Source organism: Cellulomonas sp. P5_E12, from assembly GCF_054049315.1.
The window spans coordinates 187233-211063 of sequence record NZ_JBFUMP010000004.1 but is presented as its reverse complement, the minus strand read 5'-3'; the positions used below and the strand labels follow the sequence as shown (position 1 = coordinate 211063).

At 73.7% G+C, this 23831-nt stretch carries 17 protein-coding genes; 12 read left to right on the top strand and 5 right to left on the bottom strand.

Going from position 1 to position 23831, the window contains the following annotated elements:
* Positions 1 to 32: 32 nt before the first annotated feature.
* Together ACXJKA_RS05105 and ACXJKA_RS05100 are read left to right on the top strand one after the other, a co-directional pair.
* Positions 33 to 3356: a tubulin-like doman-containing protein gene (locus ACXJKA_RS05105; protein ID WP_456824088.1), complete on the top strand. Its 3324-nt coding sequence runs from the start codon at positions 33 to 35 to the stop codon at positions 3354 to 3356.
* A gap of 1 nt (position 3357) precedes the next feature.
* Entirely contained in the window at positions 3358 to 6294 is a 2937-nt protein-coding gene (locus tag ACXJKA_RS05100; protein ID WP_456824087.1) for a hypothetical protein, read from the top strand.
* A 1-nt stretch (position 6295) separates the two neighbouring features.
* On the opposite strand, the gene ACXJKA_RS05095 is transcribed toward ACXJKA_RS05100, so the two are convergent.
* Positions 6296 to 9790 (bottom strand): TM0106 family RecB-like putative nuclease, encoded by a 3495-nt coding sequence (locus tag ACXJKA_RS05095; protein WP_456824086.1) that lies wholly within the window; start codon positions 9788 to 9790, stop codon positions 6296 to 6298.
* A gap of 82 nt (positions 9791 to 9872) precedes the next feature.
* Positions 9873 to 10214, bottom strand: coding sequence for a winged helix-turn-helix transcriptional regulator (locus ACXJKA_RS05090; RefSeq protein ID WP_456824145.1), 342 nt, complete (start codon positions 10212 to 10214; stop codon positions 9873 to 9875).
* 148 nt (positions 10215 to 10362) lie between these two features.
* Between ACXJKA_RS05090 and ACXJKA_RS05085 the strand changes: the two genes are divergently transcribed.
* The 4 genes from ACXJKA_RS05085 (at position 10363) to ACXJKA_RS05070 (ending at position 14514) form a co-directional block, all read left to right on the top strand.
* Positions 10363 to 11214: an NAD(P)H-binding protein gene (locus ACXJKA_RS05085; RefSeq protein ID WP_456824085.1), complete on the top strand. Its 852-nt coding sequence runs from the start codon at positions 10363 to 10365 to the stop codon at positions 11212 to 11214.
* A gap of 65 nt (positions 11215 to 11279) precedes the next feature.
* Positions 11280 to 12926, top strand: coding sequence for an ABC-F family ATP-binding cassette domain-containing protein (locus tag ACXJKA_RS05080; RefSeq protein WP_456824084.1), 1647 nt, complete (start codon positions 11280 to 11282; stop codon positions 12924 to 12926).
* 39 nt (positions 12927 to 12965) lie between these two features.
* Entirely contained in the window at positions 12966 to 14078 is a 1113-nt protein-coding gene (locus ACXJKA_RS05075) for a Gfo/Idh/MocA family protein (RefSeq protein WP_456824083.1), read from the top strand.
* A gap of 70 nt (positions 14079 to 14148) precedes the next feature.
* Complete coding sequence (locus tag ACXJKA_RS05070; RefSeq protein WP_456824082.1) at positions 14149 to 14514, top strand: hypothetical protein; 366 nt, start codon at positions 14149 to 14151, stop codon at positions 14512 to 14514.
* 10 nt (positions 14515 to 14524) lie between these two features.
* On the opposite strand, the gene ACXJKA_RS05065 is transcribed toward ACXJKA_RS05070, so the two are convergent.
* Both ACXJKA_RS05065 and ACXJKA_RS05060 read right to left on the bottom strand, forming a co-directional pair.
* Complete coding sequence (locus tag ACXJKA_RS05065; RefSeq protein ID WP_456824144.1) at positions 14525 to 15115, bottom strand: response regulator; 591 nt, start codon at positions 15113 to 15115, stop codon at positions 14525 to 14527.
* 59 nt (positions 15116 to 15174) lie between these two features.
* A complete protein-coding gene (locus ACXJKA_RS05060; protein WP_456824081.1) occupies positions 15175 to 16389 on the bottom strand; it encodes a histidine kinase in 1215 nt (404 codons plus the stop codon).
* Between the two features lie 108 nt (positions 16390 to 16497).
* Between ACXJKA_RS05060 and ACXJKA_RS05055 the strand changes: the two genes are divergently transcribed.
* A complete protein-coding gene (locus ACXJKA_RS05055) occupies positions 16498 to 17091 on the top strand; it encodes a hypothetical protein (RefSeq protein WP_456824080.1) in 594 nt (197 codons plus the stop codon).
* Here the strand turns inward: ACXJKA_RS05055 and ACXJKA_RS05050 are convergent.
* Entirely contained in the window at positions 17063 to 17470 is a 408-nt protein-coding gene (locus ACXJKA_RS05050; protein ID WP_456824079.1) for an ATP-binding protein, read from the bottom strand. The genes ACXJKA_RS05055 and ACXJKA_RS05050 overlap by 29 nt on opposite strands.
* Positions 17471 to 17617: 147 nt before the next feature.
* Here ACXJKA_RS05050 and ACXJKA_RS05045 point away from each other — a divergent pair, with 147 nt between their 5' ends.
* From ACXJKA_RS05045 to ACXJKA_RS05025, 5 genes are all read left to right on the top strand, one after another.
* Positions 17618 to 18712 (top strand): VIT1/CCC1 transporter family protein, encoded by a 1095-nt coding sequence (locus ACXJKA_RS05045; protein ID WP_456824078.1) that lies wholly within the window; start codon positions 17618 to 17620, stop codon positions 18710 to 18712.
* Between the two features lie 62 nt (positions 18713 to 18774).
* Positions 18775 to 19596 (top strand): ABC transporter ATP-binding protein, encoded by an 822-nt coding sequence (locus ACXJKA_RS05040; protein WP_456824077.1) that lies wholly within the window; start codon positions 18775 to 18777, stop codon positions 19594 to 19596.
* Positions 19597 to 19639: 43 nt separating this feature from the next.
* Complete coding sequence (locus ACXJKA_RS05035; protein WP_456824143.1) at positions 19640 to 20611, top strand: ABC transporter substrate-binding protein; 972 nt, start codon at positions 19640 to 19642, stop codon at positions 20609 to 20611.
* A gap of 46 nt (positions 20612 to 20657) precedes the next feature.
* A complete protein-coding gene (locus tag ACXJKA_RS05030) occupies positions 20658 to 22748 on the top strand; it encodes an iron ABC transporter permease (protein ID WP_456824076.1) in 2091 nt (696 codons plus the stop codon).
* Positions 22749 to 22849: 101 nt separating this feature from the next.
* Positions 22850 to 23752, top strand: a complete 903-nt coding sequence (locus tag ACXJKA_RS05025) for a siderophore-interacting protein (RefSeq protein WP_456824142.1) — start codon at positions 22850 to 22852, stop codon at positions 23750 to 23752.
* Positions 23753 to 23831 lie beyond the last annotated feature (79 nt).

The window sequence follows — 23831 nt, the reverse complement described above, 5'->3', positions numbered from 1 at the left end:
AGTTCCGCACCTACTCACCCCAAGGACATCTCATGCTTCGTCCGTTCCTCCTCGTCGGTGTCGGCGGTTCCGGCGGCAAGACCCTGCGCGTCGTCCGCGAGGACCTCGAGCGGCGGCTCCAGCAGGCCGGGTGGGTCGGCGACCTGCCGCGCGCGTGGCAGTTCCTGCACATCGACGTGCCCACGGTCGCGGACGGCAACGACCCGGACCTGCCCCCGCAGCTGCCCGACCGGGACTACCAGGGGCTGGTCGCCAGCGGTGTCGACTACCGGACCATCGACGCCGCGATGACCAGCACCGCCAGCGCGCACCTGGCGGACGCGCTGGGCGGGTGGCGGCCGGACCCCAACCGCGTGAACATCCCGGCCAGCAAGGGCGCCGGCCAGTACCGGGCGCTCGGGCGGGTCATCACGGTCGCCGGCCTCGACCGGGTGCGCGAGGCGCTGCAGAGCGCTCGCCGCCAGCTCACGGGCGCCGAGGTGATCGGTGAGCTCCAGCAGGTCACGACCGCACTCGGCGGCGTTCCGTCGTCGGTCGTCCACGAGCCGACCGTCGTCGTCGTCTCCTCGATCGCCGGCGGCAGCGGATCCGGTGCCGTGATCGACGTCTGCGACGCCGTGCGCGCCCTCGGGGACAAGTGGGCGAGCGAGATCGTGGGTGTGCTCTACGCCCCGGACGTCTTCGACTACCTGCCCGAGGAGGCCCGCCGCGGTGTGCGGCCGAACTCGCTGGCGGCGCTCGCCGAGCTGCTGAGCGGCTTCTGGAACGAGGACGGCGCGACCGAAGGGACCACCGACCTCTTCGCCCGGTACGGCGTCCAGCTGGGGACGGCGAAGCGCCTGGGCCCGCGGTACCCGTTCCTCGTCGGCGCCCGCAACGAGCACGTGACGTACCGGACGCAGAACGACATCTACCGCGCCCTCGGGCGCTCGCTCGGCGCCTGGGTGGTCAGCGAGCGGCTGCAGGACTCGCTCTCGACGTACACCCAGGGCAACTGGGCGCCGACCGCCCAGTCGGTGCCCGACAAGCTCGGCCTGCACACGCAGGGCACCGAGACGCCGTTCGCGGCGCTGGGGTCGTCCCGCGTCGGTCTCGGGCGCGACCGGTTCCGCGACTACGCGAGCGAGCACCTGGCCCGCACGGTGGTCGAACGGTTCACGCGCCGGCACGAGGAGCTGCGGCAGCGGGGCGACGACCGGACCGAGAAGCAGCTGGTCCGGGACACGGCCGACGACGTCTTCGGCGGGTTCCTGGCGGCCTCGGGCCTGGACGAGCGCGGCAAGGACCGCAACCAGATCGTCGACGCGCTGCGCCCGCAGAGCCTGCGCGACGACCTCAAGACCGTCTTCGTCGAGATCCAGACCAAGGCCAAGGAGGCGATCCCGGACAAGGGTGCCCGTGCGGAGGACGTGCGCCGGAACATCAGGAACCTGGTCAAGGACCGGCAGTCGCACTTCCAGACCGCGCAGCTGGCGGCCCGGACGGACGCGGCGCGCAGCTGGGTCGACACCATCCAGCGCGATCTGACGGCACTCACCGCCCGATACATCGCCTCCAGCGGCGCCCCCGTCACCGTGGAGCTGCTGCGCCGCCTGTCGACCGAGGTCGGACAGGTCCGCGACGAGCTCCGCAGCGAGGCGAGCGCGAGCCGTCGGTGGGCCGCGGACGTGGACCAGCAGATCCGCGGAGCGCTCGACGACGCCGACACGGCGGTCATCCTGCGCACCACCGACCGGCTCGCCGAAGCGGTCAAGCGGGCCGTCCAGACGTTCGCCGAGGAGCAGGAGGCCGAGATCCGCGACCTCGCGGTCGAGCTGATCCAGGACCTCGTCGACAACGTCCTCGAGCCGCTGGTCCAGTCGGTCGAGCACGGTCTCGAGGCGCTGGCCGAGGCCGGCAGCATCCGCGGTGACGGGCGCCCGTCGGTCATCGCGCTGTGGCCCGAGGGCGACGTCATCCCGATCCGCCTGCGGCCCGCGCCGAACGAGTTCCTGCTGGAGAAGCCGGACGACTACCCCTCCATCCTCTCGTCGCTCGTGTCGCGCACGATCGGGACCGAGCAGCCGCGCGAGGCCCGCAAGGCGGCCGACATCCAGGTGCTCCTCGGGACCGACGAGGTCGAGGGCCGGGTGCAGCACCTCGTCGTCCGGACCGCCGACTGGGTCCCGCGGAACCACCTCCTGCACCGCACGGTGACGGCGGCGCCGAGCCGCGCGTCGTTCGTCGTGCACGCCACCGCCGGCGACCTGCTCGACCGGGCGCGCGGGTGGCTCCACCGCGACGGGACCGCGGTGGGCCGGTACATGGACGAGGGCCTGCGGGACTACCTCGACCCGGCGTCGGTCGGCCCGGCCGATCTCGCCGCGCGCCTGCAGCGCTTCGAGGGACAGCTGATCGCCGCCCTCAACGCGGGCTCGCCGCTGGTGAGCGTCAACCCGTCGGTGCTGGTGCAGGTGCACGGCAAGAACGAGGTCACCTACACGACCCTCTTCAGCGAGGTGCCGTTGCCGGAGAAGTCGCCGGCCCGTGAGCGGTTCCGGACGCTGCTGGAGTCCCGCAGCCAGTGGAACGAGGTCGTGGAGAAGTCGTTCAGCGACGGCAACGGCGCGTTCATCGACATCTTCACCGTCAACCGGGAGCCCTACGAGCCGGTCGTCTTCGACAGCCTCATGCGCCCGATCGCGAGCGAGTGGGGTGCGCGCAGCGCGTCGACGGACCAGCGCGCGGAGTTCTGGCGGTGGCGTCGGTCCCGTCCGCTCTCCGAGGCGCTGCCCTTCTCGCCGGCCGTCCTGCGGTCGCTGGTGCGCGGGTGGTTCGTCGCCGGGTGCCTGGGCCACCTCGACGTCGGCGACACCGGCGCCCGCGTGTTCGTCCCGGCCGATTTGGGCAAGGGCGGTCGGATGGCGGCGTTCCCCTGGCCGACGTTGACCAGCGTGAAGCCGACCGGCCCGGACCTGCTGCCGGCGCTGCTGGAGTCGGTCACCCTCGCGATGCTCGACGTCAACACCACCGAGTCCCTCGAGCCGATGAAGCCGTACGAGCGCCTGCGCGCCCTGGGCAGCAGCGGGGACGACGTGCCCGACGAGCTCTCCGCATGGATCCTCGACGGTCGCAACCCGAACGGCGACACCGGTCCGGCGGCCGACTGGGAGCTGCGGCGCAAGAAGGTCGAGCAGCGGATCGACGCGCTGAGCGCCAAGTTCGACGAGCACTTCTCGCGGGTCGAGGAGGGCAACGACCTGCTCGGGTTCCCGGGTTCCTACGAGCTGCGCGGCGAGATCCGCGCCTCGCTCGGGGATCTGCGGCGCAGCGTCGGCGCCCTGCAGCCCGTGGCCGAGGGCGGGGGCTTCTACTGACATGCGCACCCTGACCGTCTTCGTCGTCGGCAGCGGGGCGCGCGACACTGCGATCCGCGGGCTCGCCGAGTCGTGGACCGGCGCGGGCATCCTGGAGCCGTCGCTGTGGGTCACGTCCGACGACGTGACCGTCCACCCGGCGGGTCCGCCGTCGGTGCGGGCCCGGCTGGTCGACGCGGTCGGCGTCCACACGGTCGACCTGTTCGAGCACATCGGTCGGTTCCGGCTCGATCTCGTGCGCGTCGTCGTCGGGCACGTGCTGCTCCACGACGCCGGGACCGACCTGACGCTCTCCGCGACGGGCTGCGCGGTCGCCGATGCGATCGAGTCGACCCTCCCGCGTCGCGCGGACCTGCACGAGGTCGGCTGCCGGCTGCACCGGTCGGTCGTCGTGCTCCCGGTCAGCGGGGCGTTCGGGGCGAACCCGGCCATCTTCCAGCCGCAGTGGGACGTCAACGTCGTCATCTCCCCCGAGGACCGTCCCGACGTCGACCGCGCGAGCGTCTTCGTGCGCTTCCCGGGCAACCTCGACGGCCACGCCGCGGCCGCGCTGGCCGCCGTGGGCGGGATCCTGCGGGGCGTGCCGGACGGCGTGCTCGACGCCCTGACCACCGACTCGAGCACGCGCGAGGCCGATGCCGTCGTGGCGCGCGTCTCGATCCGTTCGGTCGTCGGCGAGGACATGCTCGACCGGCTCGTCGCCGAGGCCCTGGACACGAGCCGACTCGACCAGACCGGGCCGGCGCCGGTGCTGGCGTGGGCGCGACCGGCCGCTCGCCCGGACATGATCGCCGCCCAGGCGGCGACCGCGATCCTCGAGTCGCCGGAGTGGGCGCCGGCGGAGGAGCGGATCCCGAGCGGTCCGCCGGACCGGTACCGGGGGTTCTGGTCCGCCCTGCGCGCGGCCGCCGGGTTCAATGTGCGCACCGTCGGCGCGGTCGGCAGCTGGGTGGTCGCCCGGGTGCGCGGCCGGGCCGAGGCGCGGGCGACCGACGCGATCATCGGCACCGAGAACGGCATCCTGGTCACGCTCGGCCCCAAGCCGGTCGACGACCTCGCGAACGCGTCGACCCGGCTGCTCGAGCGCGAGCGCGCCCGCATCGACGCCACCACCCGGTTCGAGGCCACCCGCACCATCGCCCCCGTGCCCGCGACCTGGGCGCGGCCGCGGTCGCTGCTCCTCGCGCTGGTGGACGGTGGTGACCTGGACGACTTCCCGGAGCCCCGGCAGGCCGGTCGGCGCGAGCTCCTTCCCCCCAGTGCGGCCGTCGTGCCACCCGGCGCGGAGTGGGTCGGTGTGGATGACGAGGTTGTCGCCGCCGACGACCCGAGGTCGATGCGTGCGTACCGGATCGAGCTTGGCGCCAAGCTGACCCAAGCCAAGGAGGAGGCCGAGGAGGCGGCGGCCGAGCTGGCGGCGGCCCAGGCCGCTCGCGCCGAGTCGGAGAAGGTGCGCGACGCGGCCCGTGCGGCAGCCGCCGCAGCCGCGAAGTCCGCGAAGGCGAAGTCCCGGGCCAAGACGCAGGACCCGGACGCCGAGCCCTCCGCCAAGGAGGCGCTGCCGGCCGTGCTGCCCGACGACGCCACGCTGGCGGGGCTCGCGAGCGAGCTGGACCGCTGCCGGGACGCCGTCGCGGCGCTCACGCTCGAGACCGAGCGGTACGCGGCCTGGTACGCGGAGATGTCCGGCACCGTGCTCTGGAAGGTCGGCGACGACGTCGCCCACCGACGTGCGGACCTTCAGGTCAGGCTGGACAAGATCGCCGCCCGCAAGCCCAGCACGCCGCCCGCCGAGGCGCTGACGCGCGCCAAGCTGGTCGTCACCCGCTGGTGGCTCTGGACCACGCCGATCTGGCTCGTCGCCACCGCCGCGTTCGTGTACCTCCGGTACGGGCCGTGGCCGGATGCCATCGCCGAGTACGACTTCCCGCTGTCCTCGATGCTCGCGTGCTGCGGCATCCTGCTCGCGGCGGCCCTCGTCCTGCTCGCCGCGGCCAACCATCAGTTCTACAAGGCCGTCCTCACGTACGAGTCGGCGGTCGAGCGCGAGCTGACCCGGATCCACCGCGACCACGCTGAGCTGCTCTACGCCGGCACGGAGCTGGCCCGGCTCGACCTGCTCGACACCCTGCTGCGCGACTGGGTCCGCATCCTCGGCGAGGCGATCCACCGCCCCTGGTCCTCGCCGGAACGCCGCTTCGACGACCTGCCCGACGACGTCGTCGACGCACTCCCGGCGGCGATGGGCGTCGCGCGTCAGGCGACCGACCAGGACGCGATCCCGACGACGACCCTCGTCTCCGCCTACCGCGTGCTCTACCCCGTGCGCTGGGCGTCCCGGAACTTCGACATGGCGTACGAGGCGTTCGAGGCGTCGGAGCCGACCGGCCCGAACGAGGGGTACCGCTCGGTCGACCTCGACGCGCTCGACGGTGTCATCAGCCCGCGCAAGCGGCTCCGCGAGTTCTGGTCGTCAGGCGCAGCCCGCGCCGTCCTCACGGAGCACGCGCACCACGACCTGCACCGAGCCGTCCGCGAGGGACAGCTCGAGATCCCGACGAGGGTGGTCGGGCGGATCGGCAGGTACGCCGACGGCGAGACCGGGCCGGAGCCCGAGTTCTTCCGGGCCACGGCGACGGAGAGCACGACGTTCTCGACCGACGCCTTCAGCCCGTCCGGTCGGCAGGCCCGACGGCACTACGTCGAGCGGTCGATCGCGTGGATGCCGACGTCTGCCCACGGTGACGTCCGGGAGGACGGCGTGGTGCAGTGGCACGAGTGCGCGGGCCCCACGGCGGTCCGGGTGGACGTGTCGCGGCGGACGGCCGCGCACGACCTGTCGATGTTCTCGGCCGAGCCCGTCGAGCAAGAGTCCGAGCTCGAGACCCCGGCTCGGGTGAGCGTCGAGACCGACCTCGAGGACATCGCTTGGCACTGAGCTACGGGCTCGGTGCCGGCCCGCAGAGGCCGATGAACGCGCCCAGCTCCGCCAGCTGCTCGGGCCTCGTCGGCAGGTAGTCCGTCAGCCGCCGGGAGCGCACGAGCACGGCGCACCACTGCGCCCGGGACACGGCGACGTTGAGCCGGTTGCGGTTGAGCAGGAACTCCATGCCGCGCGGCACCTCGTCGGCGGACGACGCGCAGGTGGTGACCAGCACGACGGCGGACTCCTGACCCTGGAACTTGTCGACGGTCCCCACCCGGACGCCCGCGATGCCGGCGGCATCGAGCGCGCGGCGGACGGTCCACACCTGCGCGTTGTAGGGGGCCACGACGAGGATGTCCGCCCCGGCCAGTGGCCGGTCGGTGCCGGTGTGCGGGTCGGTCCAGCGCCGACCCAGCAGCTGCCGCACCTCCTCGACCACGACGGCGGCCTCCTCCGGCGACGACACGGCGTTGCCGTCGTGGTCGACCAGCTCGGTCCGGATGCCCGGCGCGACCCCGTCGAGCGAGCGGTCGGCGGTGAGCGGGACGGCGGTCAGCCGGTCGTCGTAGGACAGCCGCGACACCGCAGCGCACAGCGTCGGGTGCATCCGCCACGTCCGGTCGAGGAAGTAGCCGAGCTCGTCCGGCAACGTGTCGTGGCCCTGGGCGAGCCAGCCGAGCGCCGACCGGTCGACGGGCGCCGGGTGGCGGCCCTGGGTGACCTGGGGGAGCTGTTGCGGGTCGCCCAGGAGCAGCAGGTTCCGCGCAGCCGTGGAGACCGCGACCGTGTCCGCCAGCGAGAACTGCCCGGCCTCGTCGACGACCAGCAGGTCGAACCCGCCCTCGGGGATGCGGTCTCGCGTCGTGAAGTCCCACTTGGTGCCGCCGATGACGAAGCCGCCCGCCTGCTGGGCGTGGAACGCGACGGCGTGCTTGCCGGCCGGCAGCGACTGCCACACGGCGTCGTCGGGATGCTCGTCCTGGGCCTTCTTGCCGATGTGCTCCGGGGCGAGACCGGCGGCGTGGACCGCGCGCAGCATGTTCTCGACGACGGCGTGCGACTGCGCGACGACGCCGACCTTCCAGCCCTGCGCGGCGAGCGCCGCGATGACGTGGCCGCCCGTGTAGGTCTTGCCGGTCCCGGGCGGGCCCTGGACCGCGAGGTAGGAGCCGTCGAGGTCGAGGAGGGCGTCGATGATCGCCTCGGTGACGCCCGTGGCCTCGTCGGGTCGGGGGAGGGGCAGACCGCTGCGGGTCCGTGGCGGGATCCGGCGCAGCAGATCGACCACGGGCCGGTCCGGAAGGGTCGGCAGACCGGCGGCGACGCCGGTGACCAGGTCCCGGATGGCCTCGACGATCGACTTCACGCCCGGTCCGGGCGCCGGCGCGAGGGCCATGGGGAGGTCCGGTGCCGGCGTCGCGCCGGTGGCCAGTCGCTCGCTCACGAGCAGCACGTCGCGCGTGCCGGAGGCCGAGTCGACGGCGCCCCGCGCGGTGACGTCGAGGATGTCGACGCTCGCGGTCCACCCGCGGTGGCCCGTGCTGGACGTCTGCGCGTAGGCGGGCGGCGGGTCGTACAGGGCGCATGCCTTGCCGCCGGCGCGCAGGTCGCTGCCGGGCTCGAGCTGCCCCGTGAGCCGGAGGAGTCGGGCGTACGTCCGCTTGCCGGCGCCGATGCTCCAGTCCTCGACGACCTCGGGCGTGCTCTCGACGAGCAACGTGCCGCGGGGGTCCATCCACTCGGCGGGGTCGGACTGCAGGCGGTCGAAGTGCGCCCACCAGAACGGCTTCGCCTCGCGGGAGTGGTAGCCGACGGCGGCGGCGAGCATCTCGACGGCCTGGCGGTCGTGCACGTCGGGCAGCGACTCGGCCCGGGCGAGCAGCTCGACGACCAGAGCGTCCTCCTCGGCTGGTTCCTGCGGCTCGGGCGCGGGGTCGCCGGACGGCGCGACGCCAGCGGTCGCGCCCTGGGCCAGCAACCAGTCACGCAACCGCAGCGTGGAGACGCAGTCGTACCGGTTGTAGTCGGCGATCTGATCGAGGCGCTCCTGCCAGGCGGTGACGTTCCCGGCGTCGCGCAGGTCGCACGCCTCGGCGTACTCGGTGATCGAGTCCGTCGCGGTGGTCACGGCCCCCTCGCGGTGCTCGGACCCCATGTACAGCGGCTCGAGCTTCTTCAGCGAGTACGAGTCGCTGCCCACCCGCAGGCCGCGCCGGACGGTCGCGTACAGGTCGACCAGCACGCCGTCGCGCAGCAGCTGGTCGACGGCGTCCTCGCCGACGCCGTAGCGGCCCGCGAGCCGCAGCAGCGCCGTGCGCTCGTACGGGGCGTAGTGGTAGACGTGCATGCCCGGGTGCGCTGCGCGGCGGTCGGCGACGTACGCCAGGAAGTCGACGAGCGCCTGCTTCTCCTGCGCGCGGTCGTGCGCCCAGAACGGCCGGAACGTCCCCGACGCCTCGACCACGCCGAACAGGTACTCGAGGCCCCAGTCGGCGGGCTGGTCGGCCGGGACGGTGTCGTCGGTCCAGAGCGGGTCGCCCTCGAAGTCGAAGAAGATGTCACCGGGATCGGGCGCGGGCAGGTCCTGGACGGCACCGGCGTCGACGAGCTCGAACACGAGCGGCTCGCTCGCGGTCTCCTGCCGGACCTGGAGCGCGGCCTGCCGGCGCAGGTTGGCCAGCGGGGCCCCGCCGATGCCCTTGATCTCGCCGCTGCTCGAGGCCAGCTGGTCGATGGTGCCGATGCCGGCCGCGGCGAGCCGCGCGCGCTGCGTGGACCGCAGGCCGGCCACCAGGAGCACGTCGCGGTGCGCGGCGACCTCGGCGGCGCACACGTCGCACCGGCCGCACGCGCGGTACCGGACGTCGCCCCAGCCGACCGGGGCCGCGGACGCCCGGTGCTCGTCGAGCATGTCCTCGAGGCGGGCGCGGCGCTCGCGGTACAGCGGGAGCAGGTCCGCGAGGCGGTGGCTGGACCGCGACCGGTCGCCGAGGATCAGGTGCACCTCGGACATCGTCGGGATGCCCGCGGTGATGAGCTGGTCGGCGTAGGCCGCGAGCTGCAGCAGCGCCGTGACCTTCACGCTCCGCGCGAGCTTGGTGTCGAGCACCGACCAACCGTCGGGCTCCCGCACCACGAAGTCGGCCCAGCCGGTGAACCGACCGTCGAAGAACCCGGCCTGGTAGACGACGTCGGTGGTCGAGGACCCCAGCGCGGCGAGCGTCGAGGCGTGCACGCTTTCCAGCGCAGCCCGCTCGGAGGCGGCGTCGTACCGCGGTCGGGCGATCGTGACCACGCGCTGCGATGCCTGGTACGCCTGCAGGACCCGGTTCTCGTGCGCGGTGCCGAGGGCGGAGACCCGCTCGAGCATCGCGTCCGCGGCGATCGGCGCGGGTTCCGCGAGGCCGAGCCGCCCGTCGAGGTTGCGCAGCACGGCGAACTCGCAGGCGGCGGCGTTGGCCAGGTCGCTCGGCGAGAGCACCAGACCGCCGTCGTCGAGAAGGAACATGCCGCGACAGTAGAGCCCACCGGAGACACGTCCCCAACGGCCTGCGATCGAGCTCGCCCAGACGCGCCGTTCGTCCCAGCGGTCAGCTGGGTCCGGGCGCGACGATCTCGTCCGCGTTGTCGACGATCCACTCCATGAGCGGCAGCAGCCGGGCGACCAGCTCGGTGCCCCGCGGCGTCAGGGAGTAGTCGACGCGCGGCGGGATGCTCGGGGTCACCTCGCGGTGCACGATGCCGTCCGCCTCGAGCGTCCGCAGGGTCTGGGCGAGCATCTTCTCGCTGATGCCCTCGACGATCCGGCGCAGCTCGCCCCAGCGCATCGTCCGCTCGGACAGGGCGACCAGCAGCAGGACGCCCCACTTGCTGGTCACGTGGTCGAGGACGATCCGCGACGGGCACGCTGCGGGCAGGATCCCGTCGGTCATCAGTCGGTCCAGGGCGCTGACCTCGTTGCTCACCGTCACGTGCGTACCTTACGCCGAAGTGGGTACCGACGATCGGGAAGGTTCGGGTGTGGGCCCCCGTTGCCGCAGACGACAAGCACGACCGTCTCGAAGAGAGCAGGAACCACTCATGTCCGTCGCCGTCACCGGTGCCACCGGCCACCTCGGCCGTCTGATCGTCACGAACCTGCTCACGGGCGGCCAGCCGGCCGACCAGATCGTCGCGACGGGTCGCCGCACCGAACGGCTCGCGGACCTCGGCGTCCGCACCGCCGCGGCCGACTACGGAGACGCGGCCGCGCTGGCCGCGGCGTTCGAGGGTGCCGAGACCGTCATCCTGGTCTCTGGCAGCGAGCCGGGGGTGCGGGTGGCCCAGCACGGCGCCGTCATCGACGCCGCGAAGGCGGCCGGCGTGCGTCGCCTCGTCTACACCAGTGCCCCCCACGCGGACACGAGCGCCCTCGCCCTCGCGCCCGACCACAAGGCCACCGAGGAGCTGGTGCGGGCCTCCGGGCTGGCGTGGACCATCGTGCGCAACAACTGGTACACGGAGAACTACGTCGCCGCGCTCGAGCAGGCGCGCACCACCGGCGTCCTGCTCTCGAGCACCGGCGACGGCCGCGTGGCCAGCGCGTCGCGCGACGACTACGCGGCGGGCGCGGCGGCCGTGGCGCTCGGCGAGGGCCACGAGGGGCGGGTCTACGAGCTCAGCGGCGACGTCGCATGGTCGTTCGACGAGCTTGCGGACGCCATGGCGACCATCCTCGGGACGCCGGTGGTGAACACGCAGGTCTCGTTCGACGAGCACCGGGCGATCCTGGTGGACGCGGGGCTCGACGAAGGGACCGCGGGATTCGTCGCGACCCTGGACGCCGACATCCGCCGCGGTGACCTGGCGGACGCGACCCCCGACCTGCGGACCCTCATCGGCCGCCCGACGACGCCGCTGGTCGACGGGCTGCGCGCCGCAGCCGGGCAGTAAGACGGGGCGGACCAGCGGCCCGACCGCGTACGGTCGCACCTCCGCCGAGCAAGGAGAATGACCGCATGACCGCCACCGTGCAGGCCAAGGGAGTCGGGGCCGGCTTCGGCGATCGCGAGCTGTTCTCCGGGGTCGACCTCGTCGTCGCGCCCGGCGACGTCATCGGGCTCGTCGGTCCCAACGGCGCCGGGAAGTCGACCCTCCTGCGGATTCTCGGGGGGATCCGACCGCCCGACACCGGCAGCGTCGCCGTCTCGCCGGCCCACGCGCAGCTGGGGTTCCTCGCCCAGGAGATCGAGCGCCTGGACGGGGAGTCGGTGCGCGCCCACCTCGAACGCCGCACGGGCGTCGCGCCCGCGCAGCGGGACATGGATGTCGCGGCGGAGGCCCTGGGCGCGGGGGAGGACGGGGCCGACGACGCCTTCTCCGAGGCGCTCGAGCGGTGGCTCTCGCTCGGCGGCGCCGACCTCGAGGCGCGCCTGGGCACGGTGGCCGACGACCTCGGCCTGGCGGTCGACCTCGACCACCCCATGACGGCGCTGTCGGGCGGTCAGGCCGCGCGCGTCGGCCTGGCGGCGCTGCTGCTGTCGCGCTACGACCTCTACCTGCTCGACGAGCCGACCAACGACCTCGACGCCGCCGGCCTGGACCGGCTCGAGGAGTTCGTCGACCGGTCGGAGGCCGCGATCGTCGTCGTGAGCCACGACCGCGAGTTCCTCAGCCGCACCGTCACGGCCGTCGTCGAGATCGACCGCAGCCTGCAGCGCGTGTCCACCTACGGCGGCAGCTACGACTCCTACCTGGAGGAGCGCTCTATCGCCCGTCGCCGTGCCCGCGAGGCGTACGAGGGGTACTCGTCGAGGCTCGACGCCCTCAACGCGCGCGCCCGGATGCAGCGGGCGTGGATGGAGAAGGGCGTGCGCAATGCTCGGCGCAAGGCGTCGGACAACGACAAGCACGTGAAGCACCACCGCGGCGAGACGTCGGAGAAGCAGGCGGCCAAGGCGCGGCAGACCGACAAGATGATCGCGCGGCTGGACGTCGTCGAGGAGCCCCGCAAGGAGTGGCAGCTCCAGATGACGATCGCCGCCGCCGGGCGCTCGGGCGCGGTCGTCGCGGTGGCCCGGCATGCCGTGGTGACTCGCGGCGGCTTCACCCTCGGGCCCGTCGACCTGCAGCTCGACTGGAGGGACCGCGTCGCGGTCACGGGCCCCAACGGCGCGGGCAAGTCGACGCTGCTGGCGTTGCTGCTCGGTCGGCTGCAGCCCACGACCGGGGCGGTCGACCTGGGCTCCGGCGTGCTCGTCGGCGAGGTCGACCAGGCCCGCCGCGCGTTCGAGGGCGACGAGCCGCTGGGGGACGCGTTCGCCCGCGAGGTCCCCGACTGGCCCACCGCCGACGTTCGCACGCTGCTGGCGAAGTTCGGGCTCGGCGGGCACCACATCCACCGGCCGGCGTCGTCCCAGTCGCCCGGCGAGCGCACCCGCGCGGCCCTGGCTCTCCTGCAGGCGCGCGGCGTCAACCTGCTGGTCCTCGACGAGCCGACGAACCACCTCGACCTGCCCGCGATCGAGCAGCTGGAGTCGGCGCTGGACACGTTCGACGGCACGATCCTGCTGGTCACGCACGACCGCCGGATGCTGGAGACCGTCCGGCTGACCCGCCGCTGGCACGTCGAGGACGGCCAGGTCACCGAGGTCACGGCGGACTAGTCTCGACGCGCACGCATCCCCCGACGACGAGGACAGCGCATGACGCAGCAGGGACCCATCCGGTTCGGCGTGGTCGGCAGCGGGTGGCGGGCGGAGTTCTTCGTCCGGATGGCCCGCCTACTGCCCGACCGGTTCCAGGTGACCGGCGTGGTGACGCGGTCCGCACTGCGCGGCGCGGAGGTCGAGGAGGCGTGGGGCGTCCCGACGGTCCGGACCATCGAGGAGCTGGTCACGGGCGCGGTCCCGGACGGCGGCACCGACCGGCCAGAGTTCGTCGTGGTCTCCGTCCCGTGGCCCGTGACCCCGGAAGTCACCGCCGAGCTGGTGTCGCTGGGGATCCCCGTGCTGGCCGAGACGCCGCCCGCACCCGACGCCGAGGGGCTCCGGGAGCTCTGGGCCGAGGTCGGCTCGTCGGGCCTGGTGCAGGTGGCCGAGCACAGCCCCGCGATGCCGTCCCACGTGGCCCGGATCGCCGCGGTCGAGGACGGGCTGATCGGGACGCCGACGAGCGTACAGATCAGCTCGACGCATCTGTACCACGCCGTCGGGCTCATCCGGCGGCTGCTCGATGCGGGCCGCGGCGAGGTCGTCGTCAGGGCCTCCGTCTTCCACGCGCCGCTCGTCGGCCCCCTCGCCCGCGACGGCTGGACGGGGGCGACCGAGCCCGTCGACGCCTGGAACATCCTCGCGACGCTGGACTTCGGTGGCGGCCGCAGCGCGCTGTACGACTTCACCGACAACCAGTGGCACAACCCGCTGCGCACCAACCGGATCGTCATCCGTGGGACGCACGGCGAGATCGTCGACGACACGGTCACCCGCTGGGTCGACGAGCGCACGGTCGTCAGCTCGCCGATCGTCCGGCGCGTGACCGGGCTGGAGCAGAACCTGGACGGCTTCGACCTGGAGCACCTGAGCCTGGACGGCCGCGTGCTCTACCGGAACCCGTTCCAGGGCGCGCGGCTGGCCGACGACGACATCGCCGTGGCCTCGCTGCTCGACGCGACCGGCGCGTGGGTGCGCGGCGACGGACCGCCGCCGTACCCGCTGGCCGACGGCTGCCAGGACCACCTGCTCGGGCTCGCGATCGAGGAGGCCGGCCGCACCGGCGAGCCCGTGCTCGTCACCCCGGAGGCCTGGGCCGACGCGTAGCGGATGCGAGCGCGCGGCGCCGGTGCGACCGTCGACATGACATCGCGACGAGCGCCAGGAGGACATCGAGATGGCTGTGACCGCATTCGGCGACCTTCCGTTGGCCGACCGTGACCGCGCGTGGGACGGCGACGCCGCCGAGAAGCGCGTGCGCGCCTGGGCGAAGGCCGACGACGAACCCAACGAGAAGTACCGGGACGCGCACGTCTGGTACGACTCCGACGCCAAGGAGAACTTCACCGCGTACAAGCTGCTGATCGCCGACGTCATCGACGGGCACCTGAAAGCCGTCCCGCGCGGCATTTTCGCGGCCGCCGCGGTGATGCAGGGGTCCCGCGGCGGCGTCGACGTCCCGGACAAGGACCGCGACCGCATCAAGAGCCACCTGGCGAAGTACTACGCGAAGCTCGACGAGACCCCGCCCTGGGAGAACTGAGCCGACCAGCTCAGCGGCGGACGAGCCCCGCCTCCACCGCGACCAGCGCGGCCTGCAGGCGGGAGGTGCACCCGAGCTTCGAGAGCACCCGGGTGACGTGCGTCTTCGTCGTCGCCGCGGTGATCGCGAGCGCCGACGAGATGTCGGCGTTCGACATGCCCGCGCCCAGGCACGCCAGCACGTCGCGCTCGCGGGCGGTGAGATCGTCGATCCCCAGGGCCGGTGCCGCGGCGGGCGCGTGCGCGGCGACGAGGTCGGCCAGCAGGCGGCGGGTGACCTCCGGCGCGAGCACTCCGTCGCCGGCGGCGACCCGGCGGACGGCGTCGACCAGGTCGTCGGCTCCGACGGTCTTCAGCAGGAACCCGACGGCGCCGGCTCCCAGCACCCCGCGCACGTAGTCGTCGAGGTCGAACGTCGTCAGGGCGAGGACGTCGGCGAGCCCCTCGGCGACGATGATGCGGGTGGCCTCGATGCCGTCCATGCCGGGCATCCGGATGTCCATGAGAACGACGTCGGGGCGCAGTGCGCGGGCGTTGGCCACGGCGGCGGCACCGTCGGCCGCCTCGCCGACCACGGTGATCCCGTCGGCGTTCTCGAGCATCAGGCGCAGGCCGGACCGGATGGCGCCGTGGTCGTCGGCCACCAGGACGCGGACGTCGGTCACGACGACGCCCCGGGCAGCGACGCGCGCACGACCCAGCGGCCGTCCGTGGGACCGGCGACGAGCGTCCCGCCCAGCGCCTCCGCGCGCTCCCGCATGGTGAGCAGGCCCGTGGCCGTGCTGAGCGGGGGTGTCGACGCCGAGGGTGGTAAGGCGTTTGCCACGACGACCTCGACGCCGTCCGCTCCGCCGACCGTCACCTCGACGGGCGCTCCTGGCGCGTGCCGGGCGGCGTTGGTCAGCGACTCCTGCACGATGCGGAACGCCGCCTGGTCTGCGGCGGACGAGAGGGAGACAGGCGGGGCGCCCACGACGACGACCTGCTGACCCGCCGACCGCGCGGCGGCGACCAGGGCGTCGAGACGCCCGAGGCCGGCAGGAGCCGTGACCGGGTCGGGTCGCCCACGCAGGACGAGGATCATCGAGCGCATCTCGGCCAGCGCGTCCAGCGCACCGGCGCGCACGGTCCGCAGTGCCGCACGGTCCCGGTCGGTGTCGGGCGGGGCGGACAGGGTGGCGGCCGTGTGGATCGCGACAGCCGACAGGTGCCCGGCGACGACGTCGTGCAGGTCCCGGGCCATCCGCGCCCGCTCTTCGCGCACGGCCGACTCGCGGTCCAGCGCGGCGATCCGGACCGCGTCCGCCGCCACCTCCCGGGCCAGGTCCGCGCGCTCTCGCTCGAGGTCGGCGCGGCGGCCCTCGAGGGCGGCCAGCTCGGTCCGCTGCCGCACGTCCGACGCCCACCACAGCGGGGTCCCGTACAGCGCGACAGCCTGCAGGAAGGCGACCACGGCCTCCCGCAGAGGGCTTCCGGTGGCGAGCATCACGACCGGGCCGCCGACGCTCACGACCGCGACGGCCCAGATGATCCGTCGTCGCACTGCGGCCGAGGTGATCAGAGCCGCGGTGTAGAGCGCGTCGAAGAGCACGACGAAGACGACGATGCCGCCGCCCAGGTACCCGTCGAGGGCGGCCAGCATGGCGACGATCGCGAGCGTGGCCACCGGGTGGCGCCGCTTGCCCAGGAGCGCTGCCGCGGCGCAGACCAGGATCAGCAGGTGCCACCAGACGGCGTACTGAGCGATCGCGGTGCCGTCGAGGGCGTCGGCGGGTCGGCCGGCCAGCCCCAGCACAGCGAGCACGACGCCGAGCAGGACGAGCGTCGTGGAGACCACGCGATCGTCCTGCATCCCCGCGCGCAGGACTCGTCCCATCCCGTCATCCCAGCACATCGGCCCGTCGGCGCGGTCGTCCGAAGGATGTAGGCCGCGTGCCCCTAAGGCCCGACGCGCGCGACGCCGGCCCGCGTGCACGGTGGACGCATGATCGACGCCATCGCGCAGAACCCGGTCGCCGCCCTCGTCGTCGCCTGCGAGATCGCGTTCTGGGTGTTCCTCGCCGCCGCCGTCGTCGCCCGGTACGTGCTCCACCGGCGACGCACCTCGACCGTCCTCCTGCTGTGCGAGCCGCTGCTGGAGGTCGTGCTGCTCGTGGCGACGGTCGGTGACCTGCTGCGCGGCGCGGAGGCGACGTGGACCCACGGGCTGGCCGCCCTGTACCTCGGGTTCACGGTGGGTTTCGGCGCGCTGACCGTCCACCGGGTCGACTTCTGGGTGGCCCACCGCTTCGCCGGCGGTCCGGCCCCGGAGCCTCGACCGAAGCACGGCGCCGCGGCGCGGGCTCACGAGTGGCGGCTGTGGGTGCGGGTGCTCGTCGCCTGGCTGGTGGCCTGCAGCGTGCTCGGGATCCTCATGCTCATCGCCACCGAGCCGGACCAGCGGGAGGTGCTGCTGACGTGGGCCGGCCGCGCGACCACCGTCCTCGTCGCCTGGCTGGTGCTCGGGCCGCTCTGGTCCGAGATCGCGTCACGCGGCCGCGCGCCCGAGCTCAGCGGCCGAAGCGGCCCAGCTCGCTGATGTCGTCGTGCCGCAGCTCGAACCAGACGGCCTTGGCGGCGTCGCCCTGCTCCTCGGACGTACCCCAGCTCGACGCCAGCTTGTCGACGAACATCACACCCCGGCCGCCGAGAGCGGTCGGCGGCGGGTTGCGGACCACGGGCACCTCGCGGACGCCGTCGGTGACCTCGACGCGGGTGCGCTCGTCGTCGACGTGCACGCGCAGCACGACGGGCGGGTCGGCGTGCGCGACGGCGTTCGTGACCAGCTCGCTGACCAGCAGGACGAGCAGCTCGAGGCGCCCGTCATCGACCCCCGCCTCGGACAGTCGGTCCCGTGCCCAGTGGCGCGCGGGCGCGATCGCGGAGAGCGCGGGCGCCACGGCCGTCTCGGCATACATCGGGAGCCTCCCGGAGTGTGGAACGGGGACGAAGCCCTCCATGGACATCCGTCGGTTCCCGCCACGGTTCTGCACATCCGATGATTCGGCAACCTGAACACCGACCTGTTGCCCGATTCCCGTCCGCACGGCTGCGACCATGGAGCAGTGCCAACCCCCGCCACCGCACGTCAGAGCCCCTCCAGATCCCAGATCCGGCGCTGGCGCAAGTACCTGGCCGACGAGCGCGCCGAGGCCGCCGTCTACCGCGACATCGCGTCCCGGCGCACGGGCGAGGAGCGCGAGATCCTGCTCGCGCTCGCCGAGGCCGAGGGCCGGCACGAGGAGCACTGGCTCGACCTGCTCGGTGACGACGTCGGCAAGCCCCTGCGCGGCGACTTCCGCACGCGCACCCTCGGCGTGCTGGCCCGACGGTTCGGGTCCGTCTTCGTCCTGGCCCTCGCGCAGCGCGCGGAGGCGCGGTCGGGGTACGACGACGACGAGGACGCCACCCCGGCCATGGCGGCCGACGAGGCCATCCACGAGGAGGTCGTGCGCGGCCTGGCGACCCGCGGGCGCAACCGCATCTCGGGCACGTTCCGGGCTGCGGTGTTCGGCGCCAACGACGGCCTGGTGAGCAACCTCGCCCTGGTGCTCGGCATCGGGGCGAGCGGTGCGTCGACGGCGGCCGTGCTGCTCACGGGCCTGGCGGGACTCCTCGCGGGCGCGCTGTCCATGGGCGCCGGCGAGTACGTGTCGGTGCGGTCGCAGCGCGAGCTGCTCGAGGCGTCCCGGCCCGGGCAGGCCGCCCGCGCCGCGCTGCCGCACCTCGACGTCGACGCCAACGAGCTCGCGCTGGTCTACCGCGCCCGGGGCATGGAGCCCGACGAGGCGCAGGCCCGCGCCGACGAGGTGCTGGCGTCGCTCGACCACGCCGACGGGCTCGCGGACCCCGCGGCCGAGGAGGAGGTCGACGAGCACGAGTCCGTCGGCACCGCGGTCGGCGCCTCGGCGGCGAGCTTCTGCTTCTTCGCGTCCGGCGCGGCCATCCCGGTCCTGCCCTACCTGCTCGGCGCCGAGGGGATCGTCGCCGTCGCCTGGGCGTCGTTCCTGGTCGGGCTCGCGCTCCTGGCGACGGGAGCCACGGTGGGCGTGCTCTCCGGGGCGTCGCCGGCCAAGCGTGCGCTGCGACAGCTGGCCATCGGGTACGGCGCCGCCGCGGCGACCTACCTGCTGGGCCTCGCGTTCGGCGGGGTCGTGTAGCGCACGTTCAGCATCTGGATGAGGTTTGGCAAACCTTACTTAGTGCAGGCTAACCTGCACTCGTGAGCACCCCCGACGCCCTGCGCGGCGACGACCTGACGCTGGCCCACCACGGCACCGTCGTCGTGACGTCGGCTGACCTGCGCCTCCAGCCCGGCCAGGTCACGGCCCTCATCGGCCCCAACGGCTCGGGCAAGTCCACGCTGCTGAGGGCGCTCGCGCGGCTGCACACCCCGGACACCGGCACGGTCAGCCTGCCGGACGTCCCCGACGCGCACGCGGTGTCCGCCAAGGACTTCGCGCGCCGCGTGACCCTGCTGTCCCAGTCGCGGCCGACGCCGTCGGGGGTCAGCGTGCGGGACGTCGTCGGCTACGGGCGGCACCCCTACCGCGGGCGCTGGCGGCAGGACGACGCCGACGGCCCGCGGGCGATCGCGTGGGCGATGGAGGTCACGGGCGTCGGGTCGATGGCCGACCGCGGCGTCGACGAGCTGTCGGGCGGTGAGCTGCAGCGCGTCTGGCTGGCCACGTGCCTCGCGCAGGACACGCGCGTCCTGCTCCTCGACGAGCCGACGACGTACCTCGACCTGCGCTACCAGGTGGAGATCCTCGACCTGGTGCGGGACCTGGCCGACGACCACGGCGTCGCCGTCGGCGTCGTCCTGCACGACCTCGATCATGCGGCGTCCGTCGCCGACCACGTGGTGCTGCTGCGCCGCGGTGTCGTCGTCGGCTCCGGCCGCCCGCACGAGGTGCTCACGGCCGACGCGCTCAGCGAGACGTACGGCATCCGCATCGAGGTGCTGCGCGACGAGCACACCGGCCGCGTGCACACACGGCCCGTCGGCAAGCACACCCACCGCTCGCACCTGACCACCGTCTAGCACCCCGTTCACGCCAACTCTTAAGGACACCCCTGTGCGCAAGATGACCCTGCCTGCCCTCGTCGCGGGCGCGGCCCTGCTGCTCGCCGCCTGCGGCACCACGGAAGACGCAGCCGAGGCGGCCGAGGCGCCTTCTGCCGCCGCCGGCGGCCCGGTCTCGATCACGGACGACCGCGGCACCGTCGAGCTCGACGCGCCCGCCACCAAGGTGGCCTCGCTCGAGTGGGGCCTCACGGAGAACCTGCTGACGCTCGGCGTCACCCCGGTGGGCGCGGCCGACGTCGCGGGCTACAACACCTGGGACACCGTCGTGCCGCTGGACGCGTCGACGCCGGACGTCGGCTTCCGCGGCGAGCCGTCGTTGGACGCGATCGCTGCCCTGGAGCCCGACCTGGTGGTCACCACCACGGACCTGCCCGCCGAGGTCATCGAGCAGATCGAGGCCGAGTACCCCGTGATCGCGCTGCGCGGCTCGGACGCGTCCGACCCGATCGGCAAGATGCGCAGCACGCTCGAGATCCTGGGCGAGGCGACCGGCACCTCCGACAAGGCGGAGGCGGCGCTCGCGGACTTCGACGCCAAGGTCGACGAGGCGAAGGCGACGCTCGACGAGGCCGGCAAGGCCGGTGCGGCCTTCACGTTCGCCGACGGCTGGGTGGCGGACGGGACCGTCTCGATCCGCATGTACACGCCGGGTTCCTACCTGGGCGGCGTCGCGGGCCTGCTCGGCCTCGAGAACGCCTGGACCGGTGAGGGCGACCCCGACTACGGCCTGGCGCAGACCGACGTCGAGGGCCTGACCAGCCTCGGTGACGTCGAGTTCCTGTACGTGGGCAACGACACCGACGGCGGCGACGCCTTCAAGGACGGGCTGACCGGGAACGCGATCTGGGAGCAGCTGCCCTTCGTCGTCGCCGGGAACACGACCCGCCTGCCCGACGGCATCTGGATGTTCGGCGGCCCGCAGTCGGGGGCGGCGTTCATCGACGCCGCCGTGGCCGCGATCACCGCCTGAGACCCATCACCACCTGGAGCCCGCACGCATGAGCGTGGATGCACCGATGACTGCACGGCCCGCCGTCCGCGAGACGGCGGGCCCCGCGGCCGCGCACGCCGGGCCCGGACGCATCGCGGCGGTGTTCGTCGTCGCGACCGCCGTGGTCGTCCTGCTGGCCGCCGTGGACCTCACGCTCGGCACGTCGCGCGTCGGGCTCGGGGACCTGCTGGGGCTGCTCACGGGCTCGAGCGACGACGAGACCCTCGCGGTGCTCGTCGCGTCGCGCGCGCCGCGGGTGCTCGCCGGGCTGCTGGTCGGCGTCGCGCTCGGCATGTCCGGCGGCGCGCTGCAGTCGGTCGCGCGCAACCCGCTGGCCTCGCCCGACACCCTCGCGGTCAACGCCGGCGCGTACTTCACCGTGGTGCTCGCCGCGGTGACCGGGTTCGCGCTGCCGTTCGCGGTCAGCGGTGCGCTGGCTTTCGTCGGCGGCCTTGCGGCGGCCGCGCTGGTGCTGGCCATCGCGCGCGGCGGGGCCGAGGGTCCGACGCGACTCGTGCTCGCCGGGTCGGCGACCATGCTGGCGCTGTCGTCGGTGACGATCCTGCTGATGATCCTGTTCGCGCAGGAGACGCAGGGAATGTTCGCGTGGGGCGAGGGCTCGATCGTCCAGTCCGGCACGACGAAGGTGATGCAAGCGGCGCCCGTGGTGCTGCTCGCCGCGATCGTGCTCGTGGTCTGGTCGCGGCGGCTCGACGTGCTCGCCCTCGGCGATGACACCGCGTCCGTGCTCGGCCTCGACGTCCGGCGCACGCGCGTGGTCACGGTCCTGCTCGCGGTGCTGCTGGCCGCGCTCGCGGTCACCGTGGCCGGGCCGATCGGGTTCGTCGGGCTCAGCGCGCCGGTGATCGCGCGGCTGGTCGCGGGGCGGGTCCCGGGCCTCGCGCACCACCGGCTCCTGCTGCCGCTGGCCGCGCTGACGGGCTGCATCGTGGTGCTGGCCGCCGACGTGCTGCTGCGCCTCGCGGTGCCGGGCGTCGCCGGCGTGGCGATCCCGACCGGCGCCGTCACCACGCTGTTCGGCGCGGCGATCATGGTCTGGCTCGCCCGTCGCCTGCGCGACTCGGGCCCCGCGYGCAGCACGGCGGCCGTCGGGGCGCACCCGGCGTCGCGGCGGCGCGTGGCGCTCGTCGTCGGCACCCTCGTCGTCGCGGTGGTCGCCGCGCTCGTCGCCGGCTTCCTGCTGGGGGACCGCCTGCTGCTCATGGGCGACGTGGCGAACTGGTTCGCGGGCGTCAGCGGGCGCCAGGTGAGCTTCGTGCTCGACCAGCGCACGCCGCGCGTGCTCGCCGCGCTGCTGGCCGGTGCGGCACTCGGGCTCGCGGGCACCACCGTGCAGGCCGTGGCGCGCAACCCGCTCGCCGACCCGGGCCTGCTGGGCATCACGGGCGGCGCAGGCGTGGGTGCGGTGCTGGCGATCGTCCTGTTTCCGGGGTCGACCACCTGGGTCGTCTCCGCCGCCGCGTGCCTGGGCGCACTGGCCACGTTCGCGCTGGTCTACGGGCTGGCCAACCGTCGCGGGTTGAGCTCGGACCGGCTGGTGCTCGTCGGCATCGGCGTCTCGGCCGTCGCGACGTCGCTCATCACCCTGATCGTCGTCCTGACCAGCCCGTACAACACGACCATGGCGCTCACCTGGCTGTCGGGCTCGACCTACGGGCGCACGGCCGCGCAGGTGTGGCCGGTGGCGATCGCGCTGGTGATTCTCACGCCGCTGGTGGTGCGCTGGCGCCGCGACCTCGACGTCCTGGCGGTCGACGACGACGTGGCCCGCGTGCTCGGTGTGCAGCTGGAGCGGACCCGGCTCGGGGTGCTCGTGGTGACCGCGCTGCTCACGGCCGTGGCGGTGTCCGCGATCGGTGTCGTCGGCTTCGTCGGGCTCATGGCGCCGCACCTGGCCCGCTCGCTCGTCGGGTCGTCCCACGCGCGCGTGGTCCCGGTCGCCGCGCTGCTGGGTGCGCTGCTGGTCAGCGTCGCCGACACCCTGGGCCGCACGGTCATCGCCCCCGCGCAGATCCCGGCCGGCCTGCTCACGGCCTTGATCGGCGCCCCGTACTTCATCTCCCTGCTGTGGCGGACCCGAAGGAGCGCACTGTGACAAGGACTGCTGTGACGAACACCGCGGTGAGGACAGCCTCACCTTCCTCTACCCTGGTCGACGTGCCCGTCTCGGTCGAAGCCCCCGCGCTGCCCTTCCGCATGTTCGCGGTGCAGGTGGCCGCCGTCCAGACCATGTGCCCGAGCGTGCTGCGCGTGACGTTCACCGGCGACGACCTGGACCGCTTCGCGGACAACGGGTTCGACCAGCGCATCAAGTTCTTCCTGCCCCTGGCAGACGCCTCCTACGACGAGCTCCTCAGCCTCTCGGGCAGCGACGACTGGTACGGCCGCTGGCGCGCGATGCCCGACGACCGTCGCCACCCGATCCGCACCTACACCGCCCGCGGCGTCCGCCAGGACCGTCGCGAGGTCGACGTCGACATCGTGCTGCACGGTGACCTTGGCCCGGCGTCCCGCTGGGCGCTGTCCGCCGCCCCCGGCGACGACCTGGTGATCCTGGGCCCCAACGCCGAGGCCACCGGACCGCACGGCGGCGTCGACTTCGTGCCCCCGGCCCACACCGACCGCCTGCTCATCGCCGGCGACGAGACCGCGCTGCCCGCCATCGCGGGGATCCTCGAGCGACTTCCCGCCGACGCACGCGGCGAGGCCCTGATCGAGATGCCGCTCTCGGGCGACCGCCTGCCGATGGACGCGCCCGCCGGCGTGACGGTCCGCTGGTACGGCCGCGACGGTCGCGCGCACGGCGAGCTGCTCATCCCCGCCGTGCAGGCCGCGTGCGCTCGGCTGCTGCCCGGCCAGGCGCCCGCGGCCGACGTCGTGCTCGAGGACGTGGACGTCGACTCCGGGATGCTCTGGGAGGTGCCCGTCGACGAGTCGGGGGTCCCGCTGCGAACCGAAGCCGCGCTCTACGCCTGGCTCGCCGGCGAGGCCGCCGTCATCAAGACCCTGCGCCGGCACCTCGTGGCCGAGTGCGGCGTCGACCGCAAGGCCGTCGCGTTCATGGGGTACTGGCGGGCGGGACGCTCCGAGGCGAACTGACGCCCACCCTGCTCGGGAGCCCGGCGAACCGCAAGCGGGCCGTGGTCTCCCCGGGCGCAGCGCCCGGGGAGGCCACGCG

Bases quoted from the DNA above. Each gene is read 5' to 3' on its own strand.
- ACXJKA_RS05080 (WP_456824084.1), top strand. From the start codon at position 11,280: ATGACCGCCACCGTGCAGGCCAAGGGAGTCGGGGCCGGCTTCGGCGAT.
- ACXJKA_RS05100 (WP_456824087.1), top strand. From the start codon at position 3,358: ATGCGCACCCTGACCGTCTTCGTCGTCGGCAGCGGGGCGCGCGACACT.
- ACXJKA_RS05025 (WP_456824142.1), top strand. From the start codon at position 22,850: ATGTTCGCGGTGCAGGTGGCCGCCGTCCAGACCATGTGCCCGAGCGTG.
- ACXJKA_RS05065 (WP_456824144.1), bottom strand. From the start codon at position 15,115: ATGCTCGAGAACGCCGACGGGATCACCGTGGTCGGCGAGGCGGCCGAC.
- ACXJKA_RS05090 (WP_456824145.1), bottom strand. From the start codon at position 10,214: ATGACCGACGGGATCCTGCCCGCAGCGTGCCCGTCGCGGATCGTCCTC.
- ACXJKA_RS05095 (WP_456824086.1), bottom strand. From the start codon at position 9,790: ATGTTCCTTCTCGACGACGGCGGTCTGGTGCTCTCGCCGAGCGACCTG.
- ACXJKA_RS05060 (WP_456824081.1), bottom strand. From the start codon at position 16,389: ATGGGACGAGTCCTGCGCGCGGGGATGCAGGACGATCGCGTGGTCTCC.
- ACXJKA_RS05055 (WP_456824080.1), top strand. From the start codon at position 16,498: ATGATCGACGCCATCGCGCAGAACCCGGTCGCCGCCCTCGTCGTCGCC.
- ACXJKA_RS05050 (WP_456824079.1), bottom strand. From the start codon at position 17,470: ATGTATGCCGAGACGGCCGTGGCGCCCGCGCTCTCCGCGATCGCGCCC.
- ACXJKA_RS05035 (WP_456824143.1), top strand. From the start codon at position 19,640: ATGACCCTGCCTGCCCTCGTCGCGGGCGCGGCCCTGCTGCTCGCCGCC.
- ACXJKA_RS05070 (WP_456824082.1), top strand. From the start codon at position 14,149: ATGGCTGTGACCGCATTCGGCGACCTTCCGTTGGCCGACCGTGACCGC.
- ACXJKA_RS05085 (WP_456824085.1), top strand. From the start codon at position 10,363: ATGTCCGTCGCCGTCACCGGTGCCACCGGCCACCTCGGCCGTCTGATC.
- ACXJKA_RS05075 (WP_456824083.1), top strand. From the start codon at position 12,966: ATGACGCAGCAGGGACCCATCCGGTTCGGCGTGGTCGGCAGCGGGTGG.
- ACXJKA_RS05105 (WP_456824088.1), top strand. From the start codon at position 33: ATGCTTCGTCCGTTCCTCCTCGTCGGTGTCGGCGGTTCCGGCGGCAAG.